This is a genomic window from Proteus sp. fly-1089 (genome assembly GCF_040138965.1).
GTDB classification, from domain to species: domain Bacteria; phylum Pseudomonadota; class Gammaproteobacteria; order Enterobacterales; family Enterobacteriaceae; genus Proteus; species Proteus vulgaris_B.
Map to the genome: position 1 here is coordinate 45,978 of NZ_JBEETS010000010.1, position 25,187 is coordinate 71,164.

The 25,187-nt window shown below is 39.6% G+C and carries 24 protein-coding genes; 6 read left to right on the plus strand and 18 right to left on the minus strand.

All coding sequences use genetic code 11. The features are described 5' to 3' along the window. Positions 1–4: 4 nt before the first annotated feature. From mrdB to rsfS, 4 genes are read right to left on the minus strand one after another with little or no spacing between them, the layout of a single operon-like run. Positions 5–1,117, minus strand: coding sequence for a peptidoglycan glycosyltransferase MrdB (gene mrdB / locus ABN080_RS17255; protein ID WP_072070249.1), 1,113 nt, complete (start codon positions 1,115–1,117; stop codon positions 5–7). A 5-nt stretch (positions 1,118–1,122) separates the two neighbouring features. Next, positions 1,123–3,018: a peptidoglycan DD-transpeptidase MrdA gene (gene mrdA / locus ABN080_RS17260; RefSeq protein ID WP_072070248.1), complete on the minus strand. Its 1,896-nt coding sequence runs from the start codon at positions 3,016–3,018 to the stop codon at positions 1,123–1,125. A 38-nt stretch (positions 3,019–3,056) separates the two neighbouring features. Then, complete coding sequence (gene rlmH / locus ABN080_RS17265; RefSeq protein ID WP_072070247.1) at positions 3,057–3,527, minus strand: 23S rRNA (pseudouridine(1915)-N(3))-methyltransferase RlmH; 471 nt, start codon at positions 3,525–3,527, stop codon at positions 3,057–3,059. A gap of 2 nt (positions 3,528–3,529) precedes the next feature. Next, positions 3,530–3,856 carry a ribosome silencing factor gene (rsfS, locus tag ABN080_RS17270; protein ID WP_006537732.1) on the minus strand — a complete coding sequence of 109 codons (327 nt, stop codon included), beginning with the start codon at positions 3,854–3,856 and terminating at the stop codon, positions 3,530–3,532. Between the two features lie 513 nt (positions 3,857–4,369). Between rsfS and ABN080_RS17275 the strand changes: the two genes are divergently transcribed. Continuing rightward, positions 4,370–5,116 carry a YbgA family protein gene (locus tag ABN080_RS17275; RefSeq protein WP_349441615.1) on the plus strand — a complete coding sequence of 249 codons (747 nt, stop codon included), beginning with the start codon at positions 4,370–4,372 and terminating at the stop codon, positions 5,114–5,116. 6 nt (positions 5,117–5,122) lie between these two features. Here the strand turns inward: ABN080_RS17275 and nadD are convergent, their stop codons facing one another. The 8 genes from nadD to ABN080_RS17315 form a co-directional block, all read right to left on the minus strand. Continuing rightward, the gene (gene nadD / locus ABN080_RS17280) at positions 5,123–5,794 is read right to left on the minus strand and encodes a nicotinate-nucleotide adenylyltransferase (protein WP_349441616.1); all 672 of its coding nucleotides are present in this window, start codon (positions 5,792–5,794) and stop codon (positions 5,123–5,125) included. Then, entirely contained in the window at positions 5,787–6,821 is a 1,035-nt protein-coding gene (gene holA / locus ABN080_RS17285) for a DNA polymerase III subunit delta (protein WP_349441617.1), read from the minus strand. Before holA ends, nadD begins: the two co-directional genes overlap by 8 nt. Beyond that, the gene (lptE, locus tag ABN080_RS17290) at positions 6,818–7,366 is read right to left on the minus strand and encodes an LPS assembly lipoprotein LptE (protein ID WP_349441618.1); all 549 of its coding nucleotides are present in this window, start codon (positions 7,364–7,366) and stop codon (positions 6,818–6,820) included. Before lptE ends, holA begins: the two co-directional genes overlap by 4 nt. A gap of 12 nt (positions 7,367–7,378) precedes the next feature. Then, positions 7,379–9,961 carry a leucine--tRNA ligase gene (leuS, locus tag ABN080_RS17295; RefSeq protein ID WP_349441619.1) on the minus strand — a complete coding sequence of 861 codons (2,583 nt, stop codon included), beginning with the start codon at positions 9,959–9,961 and terminating at the stop codon, positions 7,379–7,381. A 327-nt stretch (positions 9,962–10,288) separates the two neighbouring features. Beyond that, entirely contained in the window at positions 10,289–11,014 is a 726-nt protein-coding gene (locus ABN080_RS17300) for an amino acid ABC transporter ATP-binding protein (RefSeq protein WP_349441620.1), read from the minus strand. Then, complete coding sequence (gene gltK, locus ABN080_RS17305) at positions 11,015–11,689, minus strand: glutamate/aspartate ABC transporter permease GltK (protein ID WP_349441621.1); 675 nt, start codon at positions 11,687–11,689, stop codon at positions 11,015–11,017. After that, on the minus strand, positions 11,689–12,429 hold the full coding sequence (locus ABN080_RS17310) for an amino acid ABC transporter permease (RefSeq protein WP_072070240.1): 741 nt from the start codon (positions 12,427–12,429) through the stop codon (positions 11,689–11,691). The genes gltK and ABN080_RS17310 overlap by 1 nt, the downstream gene beginning before the upstream one ends. Positions 12,430–12,543: 114 nt before the next feature. Next, positions 12,544–13,437 (minus strand): amino acid ABC transporter substrate-binding protein, encoded by an 894-nt coding sequence (locus ABN080_RS17315; protein ID WP_196553445.1) that lies wholly within the window; start codon positions 13,435–13,437, stop codon positions 12,544–12,546. A 365-nt stretch (positions 13,438–13,802) separates the two neighbouring features. Here ABN080_RS17315 and ABN080_RS17320 point away from each other — a divergent pair, with 365 nt between their 5' ends. The 4 genes from ABN080_RS17320 (at position 13,803) to ABN080_RS17335 (ending at position 17,551) form a co-directional block, all read left to right on the plus strand. Further along, entirely contained in the window at positions 13,803–14,192 is a 390-nt protein-coding gene (locus ABN080_RS17320) for a metal resistance protein (protein WP_115351371.1), read from the plus strand. Positions 14,193–14,277: 85 nt separating this feature from the next. Beyond that, positions 14,278–16,317 carry a protein-disulfide reductase DsbD family protein gene (locus ABN080_RS17325; protein WP_349441622.1) on the plus strand — a complete coding sequence of 680 codons (2,040 nt, stop codon included), beginning with the start codon at positions 14,278–14,280 and terminating at the stop codon, positions 16,315–16,317. Then, positions 16,317–17,048 carry a DsbA family protein gene (locus ABN080_RS17330; RefSeq protein WP_196553443.1) on the plus strand — a complete coding sequence of 244 codons (732 nt, stop codon included), beginning with the start codon at positions 16,317–16,319 and terminating at the stop codon, positions 17,046–17,048. Before ABN080_RS17325 ends, ABN080_RS17330 begins: the two co-directional genes overlap by 1 nt. After that, positions 17,048–17,551, plus strand: a complete 504-nt coding sequence (locus ABN080_RS17335) for a protein disulfide oxidoreductase (protein WP_196553442.1) — start codon at positions 17,048–17,050, stop codon at positions 17,549–17,551. The genes ABN080_RS17330 and ABN080_RS17335 overlap by 1 nt, the downstream gene beginning before the upstream one ends. Before the next feature lie 8 nt (positions 17,552–17,559). Here the strand turns inward: ABN080_RS17335 and ABN080_RS17340 are convergent, their stop codons facing one another. The 6 genes from ABN080_RS17340 to miaB all read right to left on the minus strand — a co-directional run bounded on the left by ABN080_RS17340 (position 17,560) and on the right by miaB (position 23,779). Continuing rightward, positions 17,560–18,243, minus strand: a complete 684-nt coding sequence (locus ABN080_RS17340) for a hypothetical protein (protein WP_349441623.1) — start codon at positions 18,241–18,243, stop codon at positions 17,560–17,562. A 71-nt stretch (positions 18,244–18,314) separates the two neighbouring features. Further along, on the minus strand, positions 18,315–19,838 hold the full coding sequence (lnt, locus tag ABN080_RS17345) for an apolipoprotein N-acyltransferase (protein ID WP_349441624.1): 1,524 nt from the start codon (positions 19,836–19,838) through the stop codon (positions 18,315–18,317). 7 nt (positions 19,839–19,845) lie between these two features. Next, positions 19,846–20,727: a CNNM family magnesium/cobalt transport protein CorC gene (gene corC / locus ABN080_RS17350; protein WP_023581153.1), complete on the minus strand. Its 882-nt coding sequence runs from the start codon at positions 20,725–20,727 to the stop codon at positions 19,846–19,848. A gap of 71 nt (positions 20,728–20,798) precedes the next feature. Next, the gene (gene ybeY, locus ABN080_RS17355; protein ID WP_349441626.1) at positions 20,799–21,266 is read right to left on the minus strand and encodes an rRNA maturation RNase YbeY; all 468 of its coding nucleotides are present in this window, start codon (positions 21,264–21,266) and stop codon (positions 20,799–20,801) included. Beyond that, positions 21,259–22,320 carry a PhoH family protein gene (locus ABN080_RS17360; RefSeq protein WP_036912056.1) on the minus strand — a complete coding sequence of 354 codons (1,062 nt, stop codon included), beginning with the start codon at positions 22,318–22,320 and terminating at the stop codon, positions 21,259–21,261. The genes ybeY and ABN080_RS17360 overlap by 8 nt, the downstream gene beginning before the upstream one ends. A 28-nt stretch (positions 22,321–22,348) precedes the next feature. Beyond that, positions 22,349–23,779: a tRNA (N6-isopentenyl adenosine(37)-C2)-methylthiotransferase MiaB gene (gene miaB, locus ABN080_RS17365; protein ID WP_072070231.1), complete on the minus strand. Its 1,431-nt coding sequence runs from the start codon at positions 23,777–23,779 to the stop codon at positions 22,349–22,351. Positions 23,780–23,984: 205 nt separating this feature from the next. On the opposite strand from miaB, the gene ubiF reads away from it, so the two are divergent. Beyond that, complete coding sequence (gene ubiF / locus ABN080_RS17370) at positions 23,985–25,172, plus strand: 3-demethoxyubiquinol 3-hydroxylase (RefSeq protein WP_196553438.1); 1,188 nt, start codon at positions 23,985–23,987, stop codon at positions 25,170–25,172. Positions 25,173–25,187 lie beyond the last annotated feature (15 nt).

Below are 25,187 nucleotides of genomic sequence, written 5' to 3' on the forward strand. Positions count from 1 at the left end.
CTCATTATAAACTTTTCGATAATAGTTTTCGGTGTGTATGAATAGACATAACAATGCCAAATCCTGCCATTAAGACAATTAGGGCAGAGCCTCCATAACTCATTAGCGGTAACGGAACACCAACAACAGGAAGAATACCACTCACCATTCCTATGTTGACAAAGACATAGACAAAGAAGATTAACATTAATCCGCCAATCATTACTCTACCAAATGTATTTTGTGCTTTCGTTGCAAGGTAAAGGCCTCGCGCAATTAAGAGTATGTAAAGAGCTAGCAGTATCAAAACACCAATTAATCCGAGTTCTTCAGCCAATACAGCAAAAATAAAGTCTGTATGGCGCTCTGGTAAGAATTCTAATTGAGATTGCGTGCCTTGTAACCATCCTTTTCCATGTAATCCGCCAGAACCAATGGCAATTTTAGATTGGATGATATGATATCCTGCGCCGAGTGGATCAGATTCAGGGTCAAGTAGCATCATTACCCTAGCTTGTTGGTAATCATGCATAAGGAAAAACCAGAGTATAGGGATAAAAGCAGCAACAAGAACTATGGCTACAGTGATAAGGCGCCAACTCATTCCCGCGAGAAAAAGAACAAATAAACCGGATGCAGCGACAAGAATGGATGTTCCTAAATCTGGCTGTGCTGCGACTAATAACGTTGGTACAAAAATGAGTACCAAAGCAATAGCAGTATTACGCAACGTAGGCGGGCAGATATCGCGGTTCATAAATCGTGCGACCATTAATGGCACGGCAATTTTAGCAATTTCTGAAGGTTGAAAACGTACAATACCTAAATCTAGCCAACGTTGAGCACCTTTACTTATTTGACCAAAGACATCAACAAGAATAAGCAAAATAACGCAAAAGAAATAGAGATGTGGAGCCCAGCTTTCATAGACCCGTGGTGGGATTTGAGCCATGACTATCATGATCATAAAACCCATACCAATCTGACCTAATTTGCGTTGCATCATTTCTGGATCTTGGCCACTTGCACTCCACATAATAAATGCGCTGTATCCCAATAAAGCAATAATACAGAGCAAGAATAAAGGGTCGATATGGACTCGAGTCCAGAAGGATTTTTTCTTATTATTTTCAGTCATAATGATTATTCCTCTGAACCGCGTGGAGCAGGTGGCGAATCAGGTAACACTGTGTTGTTATCACCTAGGAGAATGTGGTCAAGAATTTGTCTTGTAATATCACCGACAGAAGGGCCAGCACCACCATTTTCTAAAATAATTGCTATAGCAACAGTCGGCTTATCATAAGGCGCAAAGGCAATCATCAGTTTGTGGTCACGAAGATGTTCAGCCAATTGGCTAGCATTGTATGTTTCATAACTAAACACCTGCGCAGTTCCTGATTTAGCTGCTACTTTATAAGGAGCATCAGCAAAACTTCGGCGACCTGTACCATTAGGGAAGTTAGCCACGCCATACATACCATGTTTTGCTAATTCCCAATAGCCAGAGTTAATATCACCAATTTGACGGGTTTCGGTATCAATATAAGGCAACATTTCATTACCAAGTTTCGTACCGTAAAGTAGGTGAGGAGTTTTAACTTGACCATCATTAATCAATGTCATTAAAGCTTTTGCCATTTGAATTGGCGTTGCGGTCCAATAACCTTGACCAATCCCTACAGGGATCGTGTCACCTTGATACCAAGGTTTTTTATAACGTTGCTGTTTCCACTCACGCGTTGGCATGATGCCATTACGCTCTTCGGATAGATCGATTCCGGTGTATTCGCCATAGCCAAATCGGCCCATCCAAGTTGATATACGATCGATTCCCATATCATAAGCAACTTGATAGAAAAATGTATCTGCAGACTCAACAATGGACTTGGTAACGTTGAGTTTACCATGCCCCCAGCGTTTCCAGTCACGATAGCGTTTTTCAGAGCCAGGAAGTTGCCACCAGCCAGGATCGTGAATAGTTGTATTCGCGGTGATAACCCCTTCACTTAATGCAGCAACAGACATAAAGGGTTTAACCGTTGAGGCTGGAGGATAGAGGCCTTGCGTTGTTCGATTTATTAGTGGTCTATCAGGATTATTTAGTAATCCTTGATAATCAGTATTAGAAATACCGCCCACAAATAAGTTCGGATCATAACTTGGGTTTGATACAAGGGCTAAAATTTCACCATTGCGAGGATCAGTCACTACAACAGCAGCCCGGCTTGTGGTAAGTAATGTTTCAATATAGGTCTGTAATTCAAGATCAACGGTAAGGTAAATATCTTTACCTGCTTGTGGTGGTTGTTCATGTAATTGGCGAATAACGCGACCACGGCTATTGACTTCAACTTCTTCATAGCCCGTTGTTCCGTGTAATACAGACTCATAATAACGTTCAATACCTAATTTACCGATATCATGAGTAGCGGCGTAGTTAGGTGACAAACCTTCTTTATCAAGTCGTTCAACATCTTTATCGTTAATTTTTGCAACATAACCAATTACATGTGTTAATGCTGAACCATAAGGATAATAACGGCGTTGATAACCTTTGATTTCTAAGCCCGGATAACGATATTGATTGATAGCAAAACGCGCAACTTGCACTTGGCTAAGTGTGGTTTTTAAGGGAATAGAGCTAAATCGACGAGAGCGCTTACGTTCTTTTTCAAAAGCTGCGATATCTTCATCAGTTAAGTCAACAACCTCTCTCAAACTTTCAAGTGTTTCTTGTAAGTTTGTTACCTTTTCAGGTACGACTTCTAACTGGTAGATAGTCCGATTGAGCGCAAGAGGGATCCCTTTGCGATCATAAATAATGCCACGACTAGGTGCAATTGGGACGAGTTTAATTCGGTTATCATTTGAACGTGTTTGATAATCGTCATGGCGAGCGATTTGTAAGTGATTGAGGTTAAAAACCAAAATACCACTTAATATGATAATTACTGAAAATGCGACGATCACACGGCGGATAAATAATTTTGATTCCGCAGTATAATCTCGAAACGGGGTACGTTTTTTTCTCTTCATCCCATTTGACTTCACTTACTGACCCGCCAATTTATTGATTATTCACGATGATAAGGATGGTTTGTCGTAATACTCCATGCTCGATAAAGGCTTTCTGCAACCACGACACGAACAAGGGGGTGTGGCATTGTTAAAGGAGATAAAGACCAGCTTTGCTCAGCTGCAGCTTTACAAGCAGGTGCTAATCCTTCAGGGCCACCAATTAATAAGCTGACATTTCTACCATCAAGCTTCCATCGATCAAGTTGTTCTGCAAGTTTTGGCGTATCCCAGCGAGCGCCAGGAATATCAAGAGTGACAATACGATTTCCTTTACCCACAGTCGCTAACATTTGTTCGCCTTCTTTTTCGAGAATGCGCTTAATATCGGCATTCTTTCCGCGTTTACCTGCGGGTATCTCAATAAGTTCTAAAGGCATGTCTTTGGGAAATCGATTAAGATAATCCATAAAGCCGGTCTGTATCCAGTCCGGCATTTTTGTACCAACGGCAATGAGCTGTAATTTCAAACTCAGCTCCAGAGTTTTTCAAGTTCGTACATACGACGGCTATCTTCTTGCATTACGTGTACCATGGCTTCACCAAGATCGACGACAATCCAATCAGAAACACCTTGTCCTTCCACACCTAAAGGTTGTAATCCCGCTTCGCGACAATCATCAACGAGATTATCTGCAACAGACATAAGATGTCTGCTTGATGTACCTGTGCAAATAATCATGTAATCCGTTACACTTGATTTTCCACGGACATCTAATGCAATGATGTCTTGAGCTTTAGAATCTTCAAGTTTATCAATAATAAATTGTTGTAATTCAGAACCTTGCAAAAGGATCACCTTTAATCTAATGAGTTAATTCAATCGAAAAATACTATACTCGTTATACATCAGTTTGCAGTATTGTTGACTAGGTTTATTTGTACTAGTTGCAGATTTTTGTCTGCCTTTAGTGACCATTTACTTGTCGTTTTACTGTACTTCGAATTATTTAGAGTATGAACGCTATTTTAAAGGAATTTATACCAATAAATCTATTTTACTCGATGAGTAATTCCAGTTAGCGATAACAAGAACATAAACCTCATTCTTTTGTTTTTCGACGTTTGATTTAGAAAAATTCATGTATGCCCATTAACTGCGTCATAATCAATAATAAAAAGAAGGCATATAAGGACTTTTCAGTTAGACGACAGTTTTACCTTACAGTTCCCTTAAGGGAACAGAGGGTGAGAATAACAGCTAAACATCGTCTGTCAATGCTCATCAAGCACCTAATTAGATGTGTTTTTACTTTGTTAGCTTCAGATTATACCGTGTAATGCTCAGACTTTTTAATTGGAGAGAAAAAGAATGGAAAGAAAAGTGAATTATCTCGGGATATCTTCAGAAATTATGAGTAACTCCAATCACCAATTGCAAGAAAAGTTAGCATTGCTTTGTGACACGGTTCAGGCGGAAAAGATAAGCATTATGCAGATAGATGCTCAAAATAGAGATAATCTGTTGCCACTTTATGGTTATGTTGGAAAAAAAGGAGACAGCCTTTCCTCACCCCCGAATTTTACTTTACCTCAATTAAATATTGATCAACTTTTACAGCCTATTGTTCTTGACCATTTTCTGACCCGATTTTTCACACTGTTTGATTACCAAAAACAGGTTAATCAATCATTAACTAAAGGGGCTTTAGTTAAATTTCATAGCCGATATAAATATTTAATTATGGCTTATTCACTAGTGGCTTATCGAGAATTGGGACGTGACATTGCTAATTTTTCTGATGCTATTCCCCTTGAACAAGTTGCATCGAAATATCAGGAAAAGCTAATGAAGGCATTTAGTGTTGCTGCAAATAGAGAAGGGCAAACTAATGCGTTAATGCATATGGCAGGGTATTTTAAGCGAAATCTAAGCTCACAACAAAAACAAGAGATGGCGCAGACAATTTTACAATATCGTCAAGGTATCGTGCCTTTATCTAAACCTTATGATTTACTCAAATATTGGTTAGCCATTTATCCTAATGAGTATTTGAGCCATCAACGCTATTTTTCACCTTATCCGTTCGCTTTTAATTATTTAAGAGAGCAACTTTAGCTTTAATTATTTATAGAGTTGTTGCTGGCGAATATAGTCTTCGACAGAACTTGGTAGCAAATCGTGACAATCTAATCCTGCTTTATGGCGAGCACGAATATCTGTTGCTGAAATATTATAAAGAGGCGTATCAGCCAGAAAAATTTTGCCAGAAGGTAGGCAATGAATATCTTCTTGTTGATTGGTTTGATGTTTTTTTAGCCACTCCTGCATTTGGGCTGACTCGAAATGAGTTTGATAACCCGGGCGAGCGCAAACTAACAAATGGCATACATCTAATAGCTTTTCCCATTGATGCCACGTATTAATCGAAAGTAATGAATCCTGACCAATAATAAATGCTAAAGGTTGTTTATTACCAATTTCTTGTCTGAAGTCTCTTAATGTCTCAATAGTATAAGAAGGTGTTGGCTTCTCAAGCTCACGAGTATCCACTTTAAATGAAGAATATGTCTCAAGAGCAAGACGTACCATATCAAGGCGTTGCTGAGAAGATGCTTCAGGCTGTGGGCGATGAGGAGGAATATTATTGGGTAGCCACACCACTTCTTTTAAACCAATTAATCCTGAAAGTGCTTCAACAGGGCGTAAATGCCCATAATGAATTGGATCAAATGTGCCACCATATAAGGCGATAGCTTGATTAATTAAAGGTGTAGGATCATTATTTTTAGGCATAATTTACAAATCCTTCTGGTAATGCTTTCCCACAAAGCAATAAGCCTAATGCGCTAAGAGATGGCCAAACAGTTTGACCATAATCTTGTTTAATAGTCATTTCAATACTGGCTAATAACCGTATTGCAGTTAGCAGTTGATGCTCAGATAAACGTTGTAATGCTGCTATAAAAATTGGACGTCGGTTTTGCCAAATTCGATGTTTATCAAAAATAGTTTTTAACGCGGCAGTTTTAGATTCTCGGTGCAGCGTAATTAATTGCATTAACTCACGTTGTAACGTTCTGAGCAAAATAACAGGTTCGCTATCTTCTCTTTTGAGTTGTTGTAAAATATGCCATGCGCGTTGTGTTTTACCTGCAAGCAATGCATCAACCCAGTGATAAGGGGTAAAATGTGAAGCGTCATTAACAGCAGCTTCTACTCTAGGTAATGTCAATTTACCATCAGGATAAAGTAGGGAAAGACGCTCTATCGCCTGTGCTAATGCGAGCAAATTACCTTCATAGCAGTAGCAAAGTAGTTGGTTACCTTGTTCATCCAGCACTAATCCTTTTTGTTTTGCTCGACGAGAAACCCAATTAGGCAATTTATCAAGTTCAGGTGTGAGACAAGAAACATATGTTCCATTCTGGCTTAATGTTTTAAACCATTCACTGTTTTCTTGAGCCTTGGTTAGTTTATTGCCACGTAAAATCAATAATAAATCTTGATGCAACTCTTGAGATAACCTTGTGAGTTTCTCTGACATAGCTGCATTAGGACCACTATCAGGTAAATGAAGCAAAATAGATTGTCTTTGAGAAAAAAGGCTTAGCGATTGACAGAGGGAGTAAATTTCATTCCAGTCCGTATTATTATCAAGAGTAAATTGATAGTGTTCAATAAATCCTTGGGCTTTAGCAACGGATTGGATGGTATCTTGAGACTCTTGGAGCAATAGAGGTTCATTGCCCCAGAGTAGATAACTTTGGCGCAGCCCCTCTTGGAGCTGCGCATTCAGTTGTTCTGGATATAAGCGGATCATTTGGCCGGAGATATTATCTGTTTTGCTTGCTCAGCTTGTGCGGCTTTTTGGCGTTCAGCATTATGAACAACCAATAGTTTACGCACTAATATTGCTGTTGCTTGTTCACGCATTTCTTGCTTGATAATGTCATTCTCAGCATCTTTTGCTAATGCCTCTAATGGGTTATCGAAGAATGGGCGTGAAACCTGTGATGAAATAGGGTAAATCGTTCCATCTGGCATAATCACTTGCGCATCTAGCACAAATGTTAGCTGACGTTCTGCTGATTTACCGTCTTGATACACAGAAACGGTCTCTTTACTCTCTGACGAACCCACAATTTTGAGAATAGGGATATCGGCTGTTGGATTTTCAACAAGCTGAACATCACTAAGTCTGAGTTGTTGACGCATTACACGAGATAATGGGCCATAAGGGTCACCAGAGCTAAGATAAAGCGTTTTTAATTCTGCTGGAACCTGAGTTTTCCCTTGTAAGTGAAAACCGCAGCCAGCGGTGATTAACACCGCTAAACCGAAAAATAGCGAAAATAGATATCGCACTAGGCCTCCTTATCAGCCAACAACGATGTTCAGTAATTTTCCTGGAACATAAATGACTTTACGAATAGTCACATCGTCCAAGTATTTAGCAACACTGTACTCTTTTGTCGCCATTTCCTGAACATATTCTTTTTCTGAATTAGCTGGAACAGTGACACGGCCACGAACTTTACCATTCACTTGAACAATAATCAGTTTAGTGTCATCAATCATGGCTTCTTCATCAGCAACAGGCCATGGCGCAACATCAACATCTTCTTTTCCACCTAATGCCTGCCACATCACAAAACAAGCGTGAGGAATGATTGGAGAAAGCATACGAACGATGGCTTCTAATGCTTCTTGCATTAATGCACGATCTTGCTCTGTTTCTTGACTTGCACGAGTTAATTTATTCATTAACTCCATGATGGCTGCAATTGCGGTATTGAAAGCTAATCGGCGACCTATATCATCAGATACTTTTGCGATAGTTTTATGTAAGTCACGGCGTAAATCTTTTTGTTCTTCTGTTAGTGCAGACAGATCAAGTGATTGCGCTGTTCCTTTTTGAGTGTGTTCATGAACTAAACGCCACAAACGACGTAAGAAACGGTTAGCACCTTCAACACTAGACTCTTGCCATTCAAGTGTTAATTCTGGTGGAGCTGCAAACATCATAAATAAACGGACGGTGTCTGCGCCATAACGTTCAACCATTGTTTGCGGGTCGATACCGTTGTTTTTAGATTTAGACATTTTGCTCATGCCAGCATAAGTCAGTTCATGACCAGCACTGTCAGTCGCTTTTATGATGCGGTTTTTCTCATCACGTTCAACAATGGCTTCAGCAGGAGATACCCAATGACGAGCACCGTCTTCACCTGTGTGATAGAACGCATCAGCTAACACCATTCCTTGGCATAGTAAACGTTTTGCCGGTTCATCAGAGTTAACTAAACCTGCATCACGCATCAGTTTATGGAAGAAGCGGAAATACATTAAGTGCATGATGGCGTGTTCAATACCACCAATATACCAGTCAACAGGTAACCAATAGTTAGCTGCTTTTGGATCTAACATACCTTTATCGTAATCAGGACAGGTATAACGAGCGTAATACCAAGATGATTCCATAAAGGTGTCAAACGTATCTGTTTCACGCAGTGCTGGCTGACCATTAATGGTGGTTTTTGCCCACTCAGGATCGGCTTTAATTGGACTGGTGATCCCGTCCATTTTAACATCTTCTGGCAGGATAACGGGAAGTTGATCTTCAGGAACAGGAACAACAGTGCCGTCTTCTAAGGTTGCCATTGGAATTGGTGCACCCCAGTAACGTTGGCGAGAAACACCCCAGTCACGTAAACGGTAGTTAACTTTGCGTTCACCAACACCCATTTGTGCAAGTTTGTCTGCAATAGCATTAAAGCCTGCTTGATTATCTAAACCAGAGAATTCACCAGAGTTGATCAGGCTATTTTTCTCGGTTAATGCACCTTCAGATAAGTCAGGTTGGTTACCTTCAGCATCAGCAATAACAGCTTTAATAGGTAAGTTATATTTGGTTGCAAATTCCCAGTCACGTTCATCATGACCTGGAACAGCCATCACGGCACCAGTGCCGTATTCCATTAAGACAAAGTTAGCGACCCAAATAGCCACTTTTTCTTTAGTTAATGGGTGAATGGCATAAAGACCAGTGGCAATCCCTTTTTTCTCCATCGTTGCCATATCGGCTTCTGCCATTTTCATGTTACGGCATTCATCAACGAAGTGTTGAATTTCAGGATTGTTTTGAGCTGCTTTTTGCGCTAATGGATGACCTGCTGCAACGGCGACATAAGTAACACCCATAAAGGTATCAGGACGTGTTGTATAAACTGTCATTTTGTCGTCGCTATCTGCAACATCAAATGTGATTTCGACGCCTTCTGAACGGCCAATCCAGTTACGTTGCATGGTTTTAACTTGTTCAGGCCATTCATCTAACGTATCTAAATCGTTTAACAGTTCTTCTGCGTAATCGGTAATTTTGATAAACCACTGTGGAATTTCTTTACGTTCTACAGGGGTATCACAACGCCAGCAACAGCCGTCAATAACTTGTTCGTTAGCTAATACGGTTAAATCATGTGGGCACCAGTTAACAGCAGAGGTTTTTTTATACACTAAGCCTTTCTCATATAACTTAGTAAAGAACCACTGTTCCCAACGATAATATTCTGGTGTACACGTTGTGACTTCACGATCCCAATCGTAACCAAAACCCAGTTTCTTTAACTGGTTTTTCATATAATCGATGTTTTCATAAGTCCACGGTGCAGGCGCGGTGTTATTTTTTACTGCGGCACCTTCAGCAGGTAGGCCAAACGCATCCCAACCGATAGGTTGTAAGACGTTTTTACCTTGCATACGTTGATAACGGGAAATCACGTCACCAATGGTGTAGTTGCGGACGTGTCCCATGTGTAGTCGGCCAGAAGGATAAGGTAGCATTGACAGGCAGTAATATTTTTCTTTGTTATTATCTTCTGTCACTTTAAATGTATTGTTCTTTTCCCAGTATTCCTGGATAGTTTGCTCTATATCTTCGGGACGATATTGTTCTTGCATGGCACCGATAATCCTATGGTGAATTAATGGCTACCGGAGGGTAACCGCTATTATGAAATTAAGACTTGCATAGCATAGCTGATTTTGTCTAATAGCCACAACTATTGATCTTAATGAAAGCCACTGTTTGCATAACTTTTTCAAGACAATTGCGAGATATCTTGGAAAGCGTTAAAACAAAAAGAGAATAAATGCGTGTTTTCTAGAAAAATAATGGTGATATTGCGAGAAAATAAGATTACTTGGTATTTGGTTGCGAGGTTATTCAAAATTATTATTTGAGGCTGACGTGCTAAGAAAGCACGTCAGCAGAGGAGATATGAAGTATTAATGTAAGATTTTAGCTAAGAAATCTTTTGCGCGATCTGATTTTGGATTATCAAAAAAGTCATTTTTAGGTCTATCTTCTACAATACGACCTTCATCCATAAAGATAATACGGTCAGCTACTTTTTTGGCAAAACCCATTTCATGAGTTACTACCATCATTGTCATTCCTTCATTCGCTAGCTCAACCATAACATCTAGTACTTCATTAATCATTTCGGGATCAAGTGCAGATGTAGGTTCATCAAATAACATTGCGATAGGATCCATACATAAAGCACGAGCAATGGCGACACGCTGTTGTTGACCACCAGAAAGTTGGGCAGGGTATTTGTTCGCATGACTGGATAAACCAACGCGTTCTAATAATTTTAAGCCTTTTTCTTTTGCAGCGATTTTCTCTCTATTAAGCACTTTAACTTGTGCGAGTGTAAGATTTTCAATAATAGAAAGATGAGGGAAAAGTTCAAAATGCTGGAATACCATACCTACTTTTGCTCGTAATTTAGCAAGATCGGTGTGTTTATCATTTACTTTGATTTCATTAACAAGGATCTCACCTTGCTGTATAGGCTCTAGGCCATTCACTGTTTTAATCAGTGTCGATTTACCTGAACCAGAAGGCCCACAGACAACAACAACTTCCCCCTTTTTAACTTCAGTGGAACATTCAGTCAGTACTTGAAATTGACCATACCATTTGGATACGTTTTCTAGGGAAATCATCTAGGTAGTCCTTTTTTTAAGAAAGTTCACTAACATTGAAGCTGCGAAGCTAATGACAAAATAAACAAAACCAGCAAAGAGGATCATCTCAACTTGTGTGCCATCGCGTTCACCAATATTTGCCGCTGTTCTGAAAAAATCAGTGAGGCTTAATACATAAACTAAGGACGTATCTTGGAACAAGACAATTCCTTGAGTGAGTAAAAGTGGAACCATAGCTCTAAATGCTTGAGGTAAAATCACTAAGCGCATCGTTTGTGATTTGGTCATACCTAATGCAAGTGAGGCAGAAAATTGCCCTTTACTCACACTTTGAATACCAGCCCTTATAATTTCAGAGTAGTACGCAGCTTCAAATAATGAGAACGCTATCATTGCTGAAATTAAACGGATATCACTTTTCGGTGAAAGTCCTAGAACATTTTGTAATATGTTAGGCACAATTAAATAAAACCACAGTAATACCATGACTAATGGGATAGAACGAAAGGTATTAACGTAAGCGGCCGCAAACCAACTAATAGGTTTAAATGCAGACAGGCGCATAACAGCAAGCACCGTTCCCCATAAAATACCAACTACAATAGCGGTGATGGTGATTTTTAAAGTGATAGCCATACCATCGACTAAAAATGGTAGGCTTGGAACAACAGAACTCCAGTCAAATTCATACATTATTGACCTCCTGTTGTGCCAGGTAAACGCACACGTTTTTCAAGCCAACTCATGATTAACATAATAATGACGTTGATAAAAACATAGGCGAGAGTAATTGCAGTGAATGACTCATATGCTTTCGCTGAATAATCGAGTAGCTTGTTTGCTTGTGCAGCCATATCAATTAACCCGATAGTGGAGGCAATCGCTGAGTTTTTTACGAGATTAAGCATTTCGGAGGTCATTGGTGGAATAATGACACGATAAGCATTGGGTAATAAAACATAACGATAGGTTTGAGGTAAGGTTAAACCCAAGGCAAGTCCAGCAGCTTTTTGCCCACGGGGTAATGAGTTAATTGCTGCTCTGACTTGTTCACACATACGTGCCGCGGTAAATAAACCTAAACAGAGAGCTGAAGAGACAAAAAATTGTACATTTGGCGCTAAGTCCATTTTAAACCAGTCGCCAATAGATTGAGGTAATAGTTCAGGAATAACTAAATACCACGTAAAGAATTGAACAATAAGTGGTACGTTACGGAATAACTCAACATAAACTGTACCTAAACTTGAAAGCCAACGATTAGGTACAGTACGCAAAATTCCGAATAAAGAACCAACAAGAAAGGCAATAACCCAAGCGCATAAAGATAAGGCGATGGTGACTTGAAAGCCTGAAATCAGCCATCCTAAGTATGTGGTGTTTCCGAAAGGGGCTTCTTGGAAGAATATCCCCCAATCCCAATCAATCGACATGATTTCACCTCCGGTGAAAAATAGGGGCAGGGAACGACTGCCCCAAACTTCACTGATCTGTCTGTCCAACAGATACTTTATAATTATTTGTTTGCATCAACGGCGTATGTATTTTTAATTCAATGCTTTATCATTTGGTGATGCAAATAAGGCTTTCATTTCATCAGAGATAGTGAATTCTAGGTTAAGATTTTTAGGTGGAATCGGGGCATTAAACCAGCGATTGAAGGATTTTTCTGCTTCACCTGATTTTTGTGCGTTAGCGATAGTTTCATCGATTAATGCTTTGAATTGAACATCGTCTTTACGCAACATACAGCCATAGGCTTCTTCAGATTGTGGTGTTCCTACAATTTCCCACAGACCTGGTTTTTTCGCTTTCGCGCGTTCACCAGCAAGTAATGCATCATCCATCATAAAGGCGACAGCACGACCTGATTCGAGTGTACGGAATGAGTCACCATGATCTTTTGCGCTGATAATGCGCATATTCATTTTTTTCTCATCGTTAAGTTTGTTAAGTAACATTTCAGATGTTGTTCCTGATGTTACAACTACGTTTTTACCGGACAGATCAGAGAAGTCTTTTATTCCACCGTCTTTTTTCGCCAGTAAACGTGTACCTACGATAAAAATAGTATTAGAGAAACTAGCTTGTTGCTGACGAGCTTCATTATTGGTTGTTGAGCCACATTCAAAATCAAATGTACCATTTTGTAATAATGGAATGCGATTCTGAGACGTAATAGGGATCAGGCGAACTTGCAGGTTAGGTTTGCCTATTTTGTCTTTTACTGCTTGTACAATCAGATTGGAATAGTCTTGAGAATAGCCAACCACTTTTTGTTGATTATCATAGTAAGAGAAAGGAACGGAGGATTCCCGATGTCCAACAATAATAATATCGTTGTCGTTGATTTTTTTTAAGGTTCCAGTGAGTTCTTCTGCTTGCACAGCTCCTGCAGCCCCTAAAATCATTAATGATAATGCTAGTTTACGCATGCGCATAATAACTCCTGTCGTGGTGATAAATGATATTTGTGATTTGCTTCGTGTTGCTTTTTTGTTTTAATTTGTTTTGATAATGTTAATAGATAGAACAAATAATATACTGTTGGGAAGTGTAATTTGTGAAATACGAGAGGTATCTCTCAATAAAAGAATGAAATCAAATATGGTTGATTATTTTTTTGGAAGTTGTTTTCAATATTTAAAACTATTGTAGTAGAAACCTTATGGAAATAAAGGTTAAAGATGAAAAATTGAGATAATAGGAAAAATAAAATAAGTAGGGATTTGTAAAGTTTGTCTTAAGGAGTTGTTTGTCTGTGGATTACCGTTAAGATAACGGGTCATATTGATGAGGAACATCTATGAGTAATTGGCGGTCAGGTCGCTGGCTAGTGGTAATAACAGTTTTGCTGATCTTGTGTTGCATTGTTCAGCGTTCATTAGGTGCCCACGTCATTAGTGAGCGCTTAGCGACGGCTGTTTCTCAAACTCAATACCCACTATCAACACCGATTGCTGATGAGAATAGCGCAACAGAACATACTTATTCACTCTCTACCTGTGAATTAAGCGCTAAATCATTATTATCTGTTCCTCCGCTAACAATAGAGCCTTTTTTCCATTCATGGGCTGTACTATTACTGTTAAGCATGGCCGCTATCTATGTCTCTCGCCAGCGTAGCCAAAAAAAACATCACCATCCACCCCCACCGATAAGACTTCACCTTCATTATTGTATTTTGAGGGATTAGAAATTTCCTTTTAGCTAAAAAATTGCACGTCTATCTTTGGGCGTAGCTTTGTGTGTAGCGTTGTAGGAATTTTTAGGGAGTTGTTATGTTTCGTTCTTTTGTTATGGCGTTGGTATTAACGCTATTTACGTTATCTACATCTCAAGCAGCAGATACAGGCTGGTTAACCATGCCTGATAATTCTCACGCACAAGTTAGGGCGACAGCACAAAAGTCACCAACGGGCGATGTGAAAATGTTACTTGAAGTGCAACTTGAGTCTGGGTGGAAAACTTATTGGCGCTCACCAGGGGAAGGTGGTGTTGCACCTGAAATTAATTGGCCACAAGATGTGAGTGCAATGATATGGCATTGGCCATCACCTTCTGCTTTTGATGTCGCAGGTATTCACACTCAAGGCTATGACAAACAAGTTGTTTTTCCGATTGAATTAACCTCTGCTAATGCTGATCGTTTAACTGGAGTTTTAACGTTATCAACATGCAGTAATGTCTGTATTTTAACGGACTACACTTTAGATTTAGATCTTACAGAGCCAGCACCTGCTGATTTTGAATGGCAATATAGTCAGGCGATGGCAAAAATTCCAGTTGGTACAGGACTCGTCTCCTCGGTTTCTTCTGATTATAACAATAGCCAGCTCACTATCTCTTTACTAAGAGAGCAAGGAGCGTGGGTTAAACCTAATATTTATCTCGATCCTCCCGAAGGTATGCTTTATGGAGTTCCACATTTAAATCAAAAAGATAATAATTTATTTGTCACTGTTGATGTAACTGATGACTGGGGGGATGCTGCGGGTGATATTTCGGGTAAAGCACTCTCATTTGTTATTACTGACCAAGATTTTTCTCGCCAAGTTAATGACACAATAGGACAGGGGGAAACAGGTATTGCTCCTCCATCTAATTCAAGTGTTGGATTATGGGGCATTCTAGCTTTTGCGCTATTAGGTGGATTGATCTTAAATTTAATGCCTTGCGTATTGCCTGTACTCGCGATGAAATTGGGTTCGATTTTACATCTTGAGAATCGCGATAAAGGGGTTATTCGTAAGCAATTTTCGGTATCTGTTTTAGGTATTTTAGTTTCTTTTTGGGCATTAGCTCTATTTATGACGGGTTTACGTTATAGCCAAGAAGCCTTAGGTTGGGGAATACAGTTTCAAAGCCCTTGGTTTATTGGATTTATGGTGTTAGTGACGGCTATTTTTACTGCTAATTTATTTGGTCTATTTGAGTTACGTTTAAGTAGCAATATGAATACTAAAATGGCAACGGCAGGTGGACAGGGGTATGGCCGCCATTTTTGGGAAGGTGCTTTTGCTACTTTACTTGCCACTCCATGTTCCGCACCATTTTTAGGTACTGCAGTCGCTTATGCTCTGATTGCTCCATTAAGTGAATTATGGCTTATTTTTACTGCATTAGGGATAGGAATGAGTTTGCCTTGGATCTTAGTGGCAATATTCCCATCTGTTGCAAAAGTGCTACCAAAACCCGGTAAATGGATGAATCGCCTAAGAGTTGTTTTAGGTTTTATGATGCTGTTGTCTAGCATTTGGCTTATTACACTTTTAATTCCTCATTTTGGCATGACAATTGTTGCCGGCATTTTTATTGTTATTACTTTACTTTTATTACTCGCAATTGTACGGCACTATGGCAAAAAAACGGCTCTTATTTCTACTGTGATAGCCCTATTTTTAACGGGAAGTACTTATTTATTTGTTGCTCAACCAGAAAGCCATACACTTGCAGGCCAAGACACGGTAAATTGGCAACCTTTATCTGAAGAAGCAATACATCAAGCCTTGGCTGATAATAAACGCGTGTTTGTTGATGTCACGGCAGATTGGTGTGTGACCTGCAAAGCAAACAAATACAATGTATTATTGAGAGAAGATATTCAGGCTGCTTTGTCAGCCCCTGATGTCGTTGCATTAAGAGGGGATTGGACTAAACCCTCTGATAAGATCACCCAGTTTTTAAAACAACGAGGTCAAGTAGCTGTACCTTTTAACCAAGTTTATGGACCTTGCCATAAAGATGGCGTGGTTTTACCCCCTCTTTTAAATAAAGATTCAACATTGACTGTTCTTTCAGAGGCTAAAGGAGCCCAATAATGAAAAAAACACTTTCTGCACTGGTTATTTCGTCATTACTTTTTGGTGCAAATGTGCAAGCAGCGGCATTAAGTGCTGATCAGGAAAAAGAAGTTCGTGCACTGGTTCGTGATACATTAATCAAAAATCCAGAAATTTTGGAAGAAGCTATCACTGCATTACAAGCACAAAAAGCCGATGAGCAACAAGCACAATTTCGTACCGCATTAAAGGCAGAACATGATGCATTATATAACGATGCAGCAAGTCCTCGTATTGGTGCAAAAGACGCTAAATTAGTGTTAGTTTCTTTTACTGATTATAACTGCCCTTATTGCAAACGTTTTGATCCGTTATTAGAACAAATCACAAAAGATTATCCAGAAGTAGCTGTGATCATTAAACCATTACCATTTAAAGGCGAAAGTTCTGCTAAAGCATCTCAAGCTGTGCTTTCTGTATGGAAAGAAGATCCAAAAGCGTTCTTAGCGTTACACCAACGTTTAATGCAGAAGAAAACAATGCTAGATAATGCAAGTATTGATGATGCAATGAAAACAACCAATACAAGCAAAGTAAAATTAACGGATGACAGTTTAAAAGTGTTACAAAATAACCTAGATCTTTCTCGTAAATTAGGTATTCAAGGTACGCCTGCAACTGTTGTTGGTGAAATGGTTATCCCTGGTGCCGTTGATTATGCTCAGCTAGAAGTGATTGTGAAAGAGCAACTGGCTAAAGTGAAAAAATAATGCGTAGTCGCTTACGAAAGTGGAGTAAAGAACTTATTGTTCTGGTTGTCATTTTCGTTGTAGCCTCTTTCGCGATGGATTGGTGGCGACAACCTACGCCACCATCTTTAACGAATTTACCTGAGCTTTATACTGTTGATAATAAAGTTGTTTCATTAACAGAATTGAGTGCTGAAAAGCCCTTATTAATCTATTTTTGGGCAACATGGTGTGGTGTTTGTAAACTAACAACACCTGCGGTGAATTCATTAGCGCAAGATGGGTATAATGTGACATCAGTTGCGATCCGTTCGGGTGATAACGCAAAGCTAGAGCGCGGGATCCAATCTAAAGGGCTGGTTTTTCCTGTAATAAATGATAGCCGAGGAGATATTTCTCAGCAGTGGGAAATTAGTGCAACACCTTCATTCGTTATTATTTATAAAGGGGAGATGGTGGGCTTTACGAGTGGTTGGTCATCTTCGTGGGGATTAAAACTACGTTTATGGTGGGCTTCTGTTTAAATCGGTTATCAGAATTTTAGTAAAGAAAAAAGGGTACCGGGTAAGCTGACAATAAAATAGATTATTTCATAAATAATATTTTTGCGTCTACGCTCAATTTTGGCTTCTTCGGTATTTTGGGCAATTAATGACTTTTCATCGGCAATACGTTTTGCAGTATTAATATGTATTGGCACAATATTAATAGGAATAACGGTATGATTATTTTTATTCACAGGGGTTAATTGGGCTAATGTCCAACCATATTGATGCTGTTTATCTCCGAACGCATTTTGCTGAATAACATAACCATAATAATCTTTACGAAAACCTTTTTCTTCGTTATCGCTTGAAATCTTATGAGCACATTGCCAATAAGATTGAATATCTGCTGAATGAATTAATTGAGATAGTGCTGGTGGCTCAAGTAGGGTGACATTAACGCGTTTAGACTCAGCCTCTTGTTTTTGTTTAACTTTAATCACAGTTTTCCAATGTACAGGTACAATGGTTTTATCTTCAATAAGTTGATTAATTGACTCTGGCTGTTTTGATAAAACCCAGCCAAATTCATGTTGTTGCCGATTGAACATCTGGCGCTGGATCCATTTATTTTCTTTATCCGTACGGAAACCCTTTGTTTCATTATCTGTTGATATTTTTTTAGCTCGTTGCCAAATAATATCGAGAATATGTTCAGGGTAATGTTCCATAAAAAAGCCCTCTTATTAGAAAAAGCCCAACCTAATTAATAGTAACTTAATAGAGTTGGGCTTTATTCATTTTAATTACGGCGTTTAATAAAGGCGATAATAAAAAATAATCCAACCAGTATCCACAATGGTGTATTACCCCATTTGTAATAAGGAGTTAATCCTGTTGTTGGTGTGATTTTTTCTACTAAGGCACCTTTTTCAAATTGAGGAAGCTGAGAAATAACATCACCGTTGGCTGCAATAAAGGCTGTAATACCGTTATTTGTCGAACGTAATAATGGTCTTCCTAACTCTAGAGAACGCATTCTCGCCATTTGGAAATGTTGCCAAGGGCCTATTGAATTACCAAACCACGCATCATTAGAAATCGTTAATAAGAATCGTGTATCAGGTTTGAAATTAGCACGAACTTGCTCACCTAAAATAATTTCATAGCAGATAGCCGCGGTAATTTTGGCATCATTGACAGTCAGTTGAGGCTGTACATATTCGCCTTGGCTTAATGATGACATTGGTAAATTAAAGAAAGGCGCCAGTGGGCGTAATAGCGATTCTAATGGCACATATTCACCAAAAGGAACAAGGTGATGTTTATTATAGCGATCTGTTGCTGGGTATTGATAAGCATAGTGTTCACCTAATGTGATGACACTATTGTAGAAACGGTAACCTTCTAATGTCGGCCGAGCATCAATAATTCCTGTCATTAAATGAGTATCTTGCTCTCTCAGTTGCTTATCAAGCTCAGCTAAAAAGCCTTGTTGTTGAATTTCAACATCAGGGATCGCCGATTCAGGCCAAATAATAAGATTTGCATTACCGATAAAAGGGCGGCTTAAGGTGAGATAGGTTTTTAGCGTGTTTTCTAATGTACCTGGTTCCCATTTTAATGACTGCGCAATATTTCCTTGAACAAGTGCTATCTCTTGTGTTTCATCCGGTAATGGTTGATACCACTGATAAGATTTAAAGCTGATAGGCAGTACCAATAAAAGGAGTGCTACAACAAGACTATAAATTGATTTTCGAAAGAGAGCAAATGCGATAAGACCACTGATAACAGTAAGTAGCAACGTTATCATTGTGACACCAAAAATAGGTGCAATTCCTTTTAATGGGCCATCAATTTGGCTATAACCAAATTGTAACCATGGGAAACCAGATAATACCCAACCTCTCAAGAATTCTGTAATTTGCCATAGTGCGGGTGCAGCAAAAACAAATCGCCATAGAGTCGGATTTGGGAAAAACTTATTTAATAAGCCGGCAAAAAGTAGGGTATAGAGTGATAAATAAAGAGCCAATAAAATCACTAAAAAGATATTTATCGCAAATGGCATACCGCCAAAATCAGCAATGCTGACATAAACCCAATTTACACCAGTACCAAATAATCCAAAGCCCCAGGCAAAGCCAAGAAATGCACCTTGTCGAGTTGTACGTTGCGTAATTATCAGTAATAGGCCCAGCAGTGAAACTAAGGCAGCAGGCCAAAAGTCAAAAGGCGAAAACGCGAAGGTGCCGATAGCACCTAAAAAAACCGCCAGGAGGGCACGGACCCACTGGCGGTTTAAGAAAGAGGTCTTATTCATTTAGATCCTATGCATCATTACCTAGTTCAGGAATGGGCGCATCATCTGGGATATGCACATAAACCTGAATGATCTTACGGCTATCTGCCATAACAACTTTAAATTGGTAATTATCAATGGTAATAGTTTCACCACGAGCAGGAAGGTGACCAAAGGCTTGCATTACTAAGCCGCCAATAGTATCAACTTCTTCATCGCTGAAATGTGTACCGAACGCTTCATTGAAATCTTCTATCTGGGTTAAAGCTCGAACTGAGTAAGCGTGGCGACTCAGTGGACGAATATCAATATCATCCTCATCGTCATACTCATCTTCAATTTCGCCTACGATAAGTTCTAGAATATCTTCAATTGTGACAAGCCCTGATACACCTCCGAATTCATCAATCACAATTGCCATATGATAGCGTTGTGAGCGGAATTCTTTTAATAGGCGATCGACCCGTTTACTTTCAGGTACAACAACCGCTGAACGTAAGACTTTATCCATACTAAATGGCTCTGCGTCAGTACGCATAAATGGCAGTAAATCTTTTGCCATCAATAAGCCTTCAATATGATCTTTGTCTTCGCTTATGACTGGGAAACGAGAATGTGCTGAATCAATAATTACATCTAAACATTCATCAAGAGTTTGATTACGTTTTAGTGTAACGATTTGGGAGCGTGGGATCATAATATCCCGAACACGCTGTTCAGCAATATCCATTACCCCTTCAAGCATGTCGCGGGTATCAGGATCAATTAATTCTTTCTGTTCAGAATCGCGGATAAGCTCCATCAGATCATCACGGTTTTTAGGTTCACCGTGGAACCACTGATTAAGCAGTGTGAGAAACCCTTTCTTAGGACCTGGGTTATCGTTACTCGAAGATTGGTCGTCGCTCATGGCGTTTTAACTATTTTTCCTCATTGAATGGTTAATTAGATATAATATTTATCATAAAAATAAGAGAACTGTTACTCTTTTTCAATTAAATAGGGATCTGTATAACCTAAATTTTGTAAGATTTCTGTCTCTAAACCTTCCATTTCTTCGGCTTCATCATCTTCAATATGATCATAACCTAAAAGATGTAGACAACCATGAATAACCATGTGTGCCCAATGTTCTTCGACGGTCTTACTCTGTTCAACGGCTTCTTTTTCTACCACTTGTCGACAAATAATCAAATCACCTAATAAAGGCAGTTCAATTTCAGGTGGCGCTTCAAAAGGAAAAGAAAGCACGTTAGTGGGTCTATCTTTACCGCGATAAGTGAGATTAAGCTCGTGACTTTCTGCTTCATCAACAATGCGGATGGTGACTTCACTGACTGGTTGAAACTGTGGTAATACCGCTTCAAGCCATGCCATAAATTGGGCTTCACTCGGAAGCCCTTGCGTATTTTCACTTGCAACTTGTAAATCAAGGATAACTTCACTCATGATTTTCTCTCTGAAGCTTCTCTTTTTCTGCTTTGATAGCTTGGCGACGTTTTTGGTCTTCAGTTTCCCAAGCTTCATAGGCGATAACAATTTTGGCAACCACAGGGTGACGAACAACGTCTTCACTGTGGAAAAAGTTAAAACTTAAGTCATTCACATCGGACAAAACTTCGATGGCATGACGTAAGCCTGATTTATTGCCTCTTGGCAGGTCAATCTGAGTTATATCCCCAGTGACAACAGCTTTAGAGTTAAAGCCAATACGCGTTAAGAACATTTTCATTTGTTCAATGGTGGTATTTTGGCTTTCATCAAGAATAATAAAGGCATCATTGAGTGTACGTCCACGCATATAAGCGAGGGGAGCGACTTCAATAACGTTACGCTCTATTAGTTTCTCAACTTTTTCAAAACCCAACATCTCAAATAACGCATCATAAAGCGGTCGTAAATAAGGATCGACTTTTTGACTAAGGTCGCCAGGTAAAAATCCCAGTTTTTCACCCGCTTCAACCGCAGGGCGCGTTAACAAAATACGACGCACTTCTTGACGTTCAAGGGCATCAACAGCGGCAGCAACAGCCAGATATGTCTTCCCTGTACCAGCAGGCCCAATACCAAACGTAATATCATGGGTTTGAATATTGGCAATATATTGTGCCTGATTCGGTGTGCGAGGTTTTATCACGCCTCGTTTAGTCCGAATATTGGTTGATTTCCCAAATTCAGGAACATGCTCATCACTTTGCTCAAGCACACGGCTTTCTTTGATAGCAAGATGAATTTGTTCTGGGTCGATATCGGGGATCACGCCTTTAATTGGCGAGGTTTCCACATACAAGCGACGTAAAATTCCTGCTGCTGCATTGACACATAATGATTTACCCGTGAGTTTAAAACGGTTATCACGATGATTAATCTCGATACCTAAACGGCGCTCAAGTTGCTTAATATTATCGTCAAATGGACCACATAGGCTCATTAAACGGGCATTGTCAGCTGGCTCTAAGAAAATTTCTTGGGTCGCTACTTGTGCATGTGCTATTACTGTCACTGATTATCCTTTTGTTAAATCTGATTAATTAAGGTTGGTAAACACCTACCCCTAATTCATCTTCTTTACGAGTACGTGCAATGACGGATTCTGGTGATTCATGGATACGTAAATCCATTTGATCTTCCGTTCTAACCACTTTACCACGTAGGGAGTTGGCATAAACGTCCACAATCTCAACATCAACGAACTTACCAATCATATCGGGTGTACCTTCAAAGTTAACCACACGGTTAGTTTCAGTACGACCAGAAAGCTCCATCACATTTTTACGTGAAGGACCTTCAACAAGAATACGCTGTACACTGTTTAGCATGGCTCGGCTAAAGTTCATAGCTTGTTGATTGATACGTTGTTGTAGCAGATATAAACGCTGTTTCTTTTCATCTTCGCTAACGTCATCAGGTAAATCAGCGGCTGGAGTACCAGGACGTGCAGAATAGATAAAACTAAAGCTCATATCAAAATTTACATCTGCAATTAATTGCATCGTTTTTTCAAAGTCGTCTTGTGTTTCACCAGGGAAACCGATGATAAAATCTGAGCTGATCAGAATACCAGGACGCGCTTTGCGTAATTTGCGAATGATGCTTTTATATTCAAGTGCCGTATGGTTACGCTTCATTAATGTTAGAATGCGGTCAGAACCACTTTGTACTGGCAAATGCAAATAGCTGACTAACTCTGGTGTATCTTCATAAACGGCAACGATATCATCAGTAAATTCTATTGGATGACTAGTTGTAAAGCGAACGCGGTCAATACCATCAATCGCGGCAACTAAGCGGATTAACTCCGCAAAACTGCAAATTTGCCCATCAAAGGTTGCTCCACGATAGGCATTCACGTTTTGACCTAATAGGTTAACTTCGCGTACACCTTGAGCCGCTAATTGTGCGATTTCAAATAACACATCATCACAAGGGCGACTGACTTCTTCACCTCGAGTGTAGGGTACAACGCAGAAAGAGCAGTATTTATTACAGCCTTCCATGATGGAAACGAAAGCAGAAGGGCCTTCTGCACGAGGTTCTGGCAGACGGTCAAATTTTTCGATTTCAGGGAAACTGATATCAACAACTGGGCTTTTAGTGCCTTTAACCTGATTAATCATTTCAGGTAAGCGGTGTAAGGTTTGTGGTCCGAAGATAATATCGACACACTGCGCACGTTGACGAATGTATTCACCTTCTTGAGAGGCAACACAACCGCCGACGCCAATGATAATATCGGGTTTATTATCTTTAAAATATTTCCAACGTCCTAACTGATGAAAGACTTTTTCTTGTGCTTTCTCACGGATAGAACAGGTATTTAGCAGTAGAATGTCCGCATCTTCGGCGACATCGGTTAACTGATAACCGTGGGTGCTTTCGAGTAGGTCTGCCATTTTGGATGAATCGTACTCATTCATCTGACAGCCCCAAGTTTTAATGTACAGTTTTTTTATCGTCGACATTGTGTAAATCCGGTATTTTCAGTGAGACAATAGCTAATCACTGGAAAACGTTGCGTGTAATAAGCCAATAAGGCGGTTATTGTAGTCATTTGTGTGGTCAGTGACTAGAGTAAGTCGGCGCTAATTCTTTATGGCGTTTAGTTTAATCAAAATAAACTGAAACAGCGCTTACCTATTATTTAAAGTAATGAGTTATGGCATAACAATGATGAGTAATGTAAAAAACGATTTTGATGCAATCATCGCGGGTGGCGGGATGATTGGCGCTGCTGTTGCAATTGGACTGGCGCAAGAAGGATTGCGTGTCGCAATGATTGAACGACAGTCCCCAGCACCTTTTGATGCGTCATCTCATCCTGATATCCGTATTTCTGCGATTAGCTGTGCGTCCGTTAGTCTATTAAAACAACTAGGTGCATGGCAACATGTTTTGGCTATGCGTTCTGCGCCTTATCTTACTCTTGAAACATGGGAAGAAGAAAATGCTCATGTTATTTTTGATGCAAAAAGCTTAGGGTTGCCCGAATTGGGGTATATGGTTGAAAACCGTATTTTGCAATTAGCACTTTGGCAAGAAGCTGAACGTTATAGCAATATCACTTTATTATGCCCAAACAGTCTAAGTAAAATGACCTATTTAGATGATAAGTGGAAAGTAACACTTACTGATGGCAGTGAAGTGACCACAAATTTAGTGGTAGGTGCGGATGGTGCGAATTCTCAAGTACGCCAATTTGCTGGTATTGGTAGCAATGGTTGGCAATATCGCCAATCTTGTATGTTGATTACAGTAAAAACAGAATTACCACCAGAAAAGGGAACATGGCAACGGTTTTATCCTTCTGGGCCTCGGGCTTATTTACCACTTTTTGATAACTGGGCTTGTTTGGTTTGGTATGACTCGCCTGACAGAATTAGAAAACTGCAAAACATGTCGATGATGCAGTTAGAAAAAGAAATTCAACATGCTTTTCCTGAGCGATTAGGTAAAGCAACGCCTATTGCTGCGGGTTCATTTCCATTAACGCGTCAACATGCAAGCCGTTACGTTGATAAAGGGATTATTTTGTTGGGAGATGCGGCTCATACCATCAATCCTTTAGCGGGGCAGGGCGTCAATTTAGGTTATCGTGATGTAGATTGTTTCTTAGACTTAGTGGCTGAAGCTAAAAAGCATTATGAGCCTTGGGATTCAATGGTGTTATTGAAAAAATATCAGCGCCGACGTATGCCTGATAACTTAGTGATGCAAGCGGGAATGGATGTTTTTTATCATGCCTTTAGTCACCAATTACCGGGGTTAAAAGTCATTAGAAATATCGGTCTTTTAGCAGCTCAACATGCAGGTAAGGCTAAAGAAGCGGCGCTACGTTATGCTTTAGGCATTAAGTAATTTAAGTAATAAAGT

Excerpts from the sequence above, each read along its gene's own strand:
- ABN080_RS17325 (WP_349441622.1), top strand. The coding sequence starts at position 14,278 with ATGTTTCGTTCTTTTGTTATGGCGTTGGTATTAACGCTATTTACGTTA.
- leuS (WP_349441619.1), bottom strand. The coding sequence starts at position 9,961 with ATGCAAGAACAATATCGTCCCGAAGATATAGAGCAAACTATCCAGGAA.
- mrdB (WP_072070249.1), bottom strand. The coding sequence starts at position 1,117 with ATGACTGAAAATAATAAGAAAAAATCCTTCTGGACTCGAGTCCATATC.
- ABN080_RS17330 (WP_196553443.1), top strand. The coding sequence starts at position 16,317 with ATGAAAAAAACACTTTCTGCACTGGTTATTTCGTCATTACTTTTTGGT.
- ABN080_RS17340 (WP_349441623.1), bottom strand. The coding sequence starts at position 18,243 with ATGGAACATTACCCTGAACATATTCTCGATATTATTTGGCAACGAGCT.
- ubiF (WP_196553438.1), top strand. The coding sequence starts at position 23,985 with ATGATGAGTAATGTAAAAAACGATTTTGATGCAATCATCGCGGGTGGC.
- gltK (WP_349441621.1), bottom strand. The coding sequence starts at position 11,689 with ATGTATGAATTTGACTGGAGTTCTGTTGTTCCAAGCCTACCATTTTTA.
- ABN080_RS17310 (WP_072070240.1), bottom strand. The coding sequence starts at position 12,429 with ATGTCGATTGATTGGGATTGGGGGATATTCTTCCAAGAAGCCCCTTTC.
- ABN080_RS17300 (WP_349441620.1), bottom strand. The coding sequence starts at position 11,014 with ATGATTTCCCTAGAAAACGTATCCAAATGGTATGGTCAATTTCAAGTA.
- holA (WP_349441617.1), bottom strand. The coding sequence starts at position 6,821 with ATGATCCGCTTATATCCAGAACAACTGAATGCGCAGCTCCAAGAGGGG.
- ABN080_RS17315 (WP_196553445.1), bottom strand. The coding sequence starts at position 13,437 with ATGCGCATGCGTAAACTAGCATTATCATTAATGATTTTAGGGGCTGCA.
- corC (WP_023581153.1), bottom strand. The coding sequence starts at position 20,727 with ATGAGCGACGACCAATCTTCGAGTAACGATAACCCAGGTCCTAAGAAA.
- ABN080_RS17275 (WP_349441615.1), top strand. The coding sequence starts at position 4,370 with ATGGAAAGAAAAGTGAATTATCTCGGGATATCTTCAGAAATTATGAGT.
- miaB (WP_072070231.1), bottom strand. The coding sequence starts at position 23,779 with ATGTCGACGATAAAAAAACTGTACATTAAAACTTGGGGCTGTCAGATG.
- mrdA (WP_072070248.1), bottom strand. The coding sequence starts at position 3,018 with ATGAAGAGAAAAAAACGTACCCCGTTTCGAGATTATACTGCGGAATCA.
- ABN080_RS17335 (WP_196553442.1), top strand. The coding sequence starts at position 17,048 with ATGCGTAGTCGCTTACGAAAGTGGAGTAAAGAACTTATTGTTCTGGTT.
- ybeY (WP_349441626.1), bottom strand. The coding sequence starts at position 21,266 with ATGAGTGAAGTTATCCTTGATTTACAAGTTGCAAGTGAAAATACGCAA.
- nadD (WP_349441616.1), bottom strand. The coding sequence starts at position 5,794 with ATGCCTAAAAATAATGATCCTACACCTTTAATTAATCAAGCTATCGCC.
- lnt (WP_349441624.1), bottom strand. The coding sequence starts at position 19,838 with ATGAATAAGACCTCTTTCTTAAACCGCCAGTGGGTCCGTGCCCTCCTG.
- ABN080_RS17320 (WP_115351371.1), top strand. The coding sequence starts at position 13,803 with ATGAGTAATTGGCGGTCAGGTCGCTGGCTAGTGGTAATAACAGTTTTG.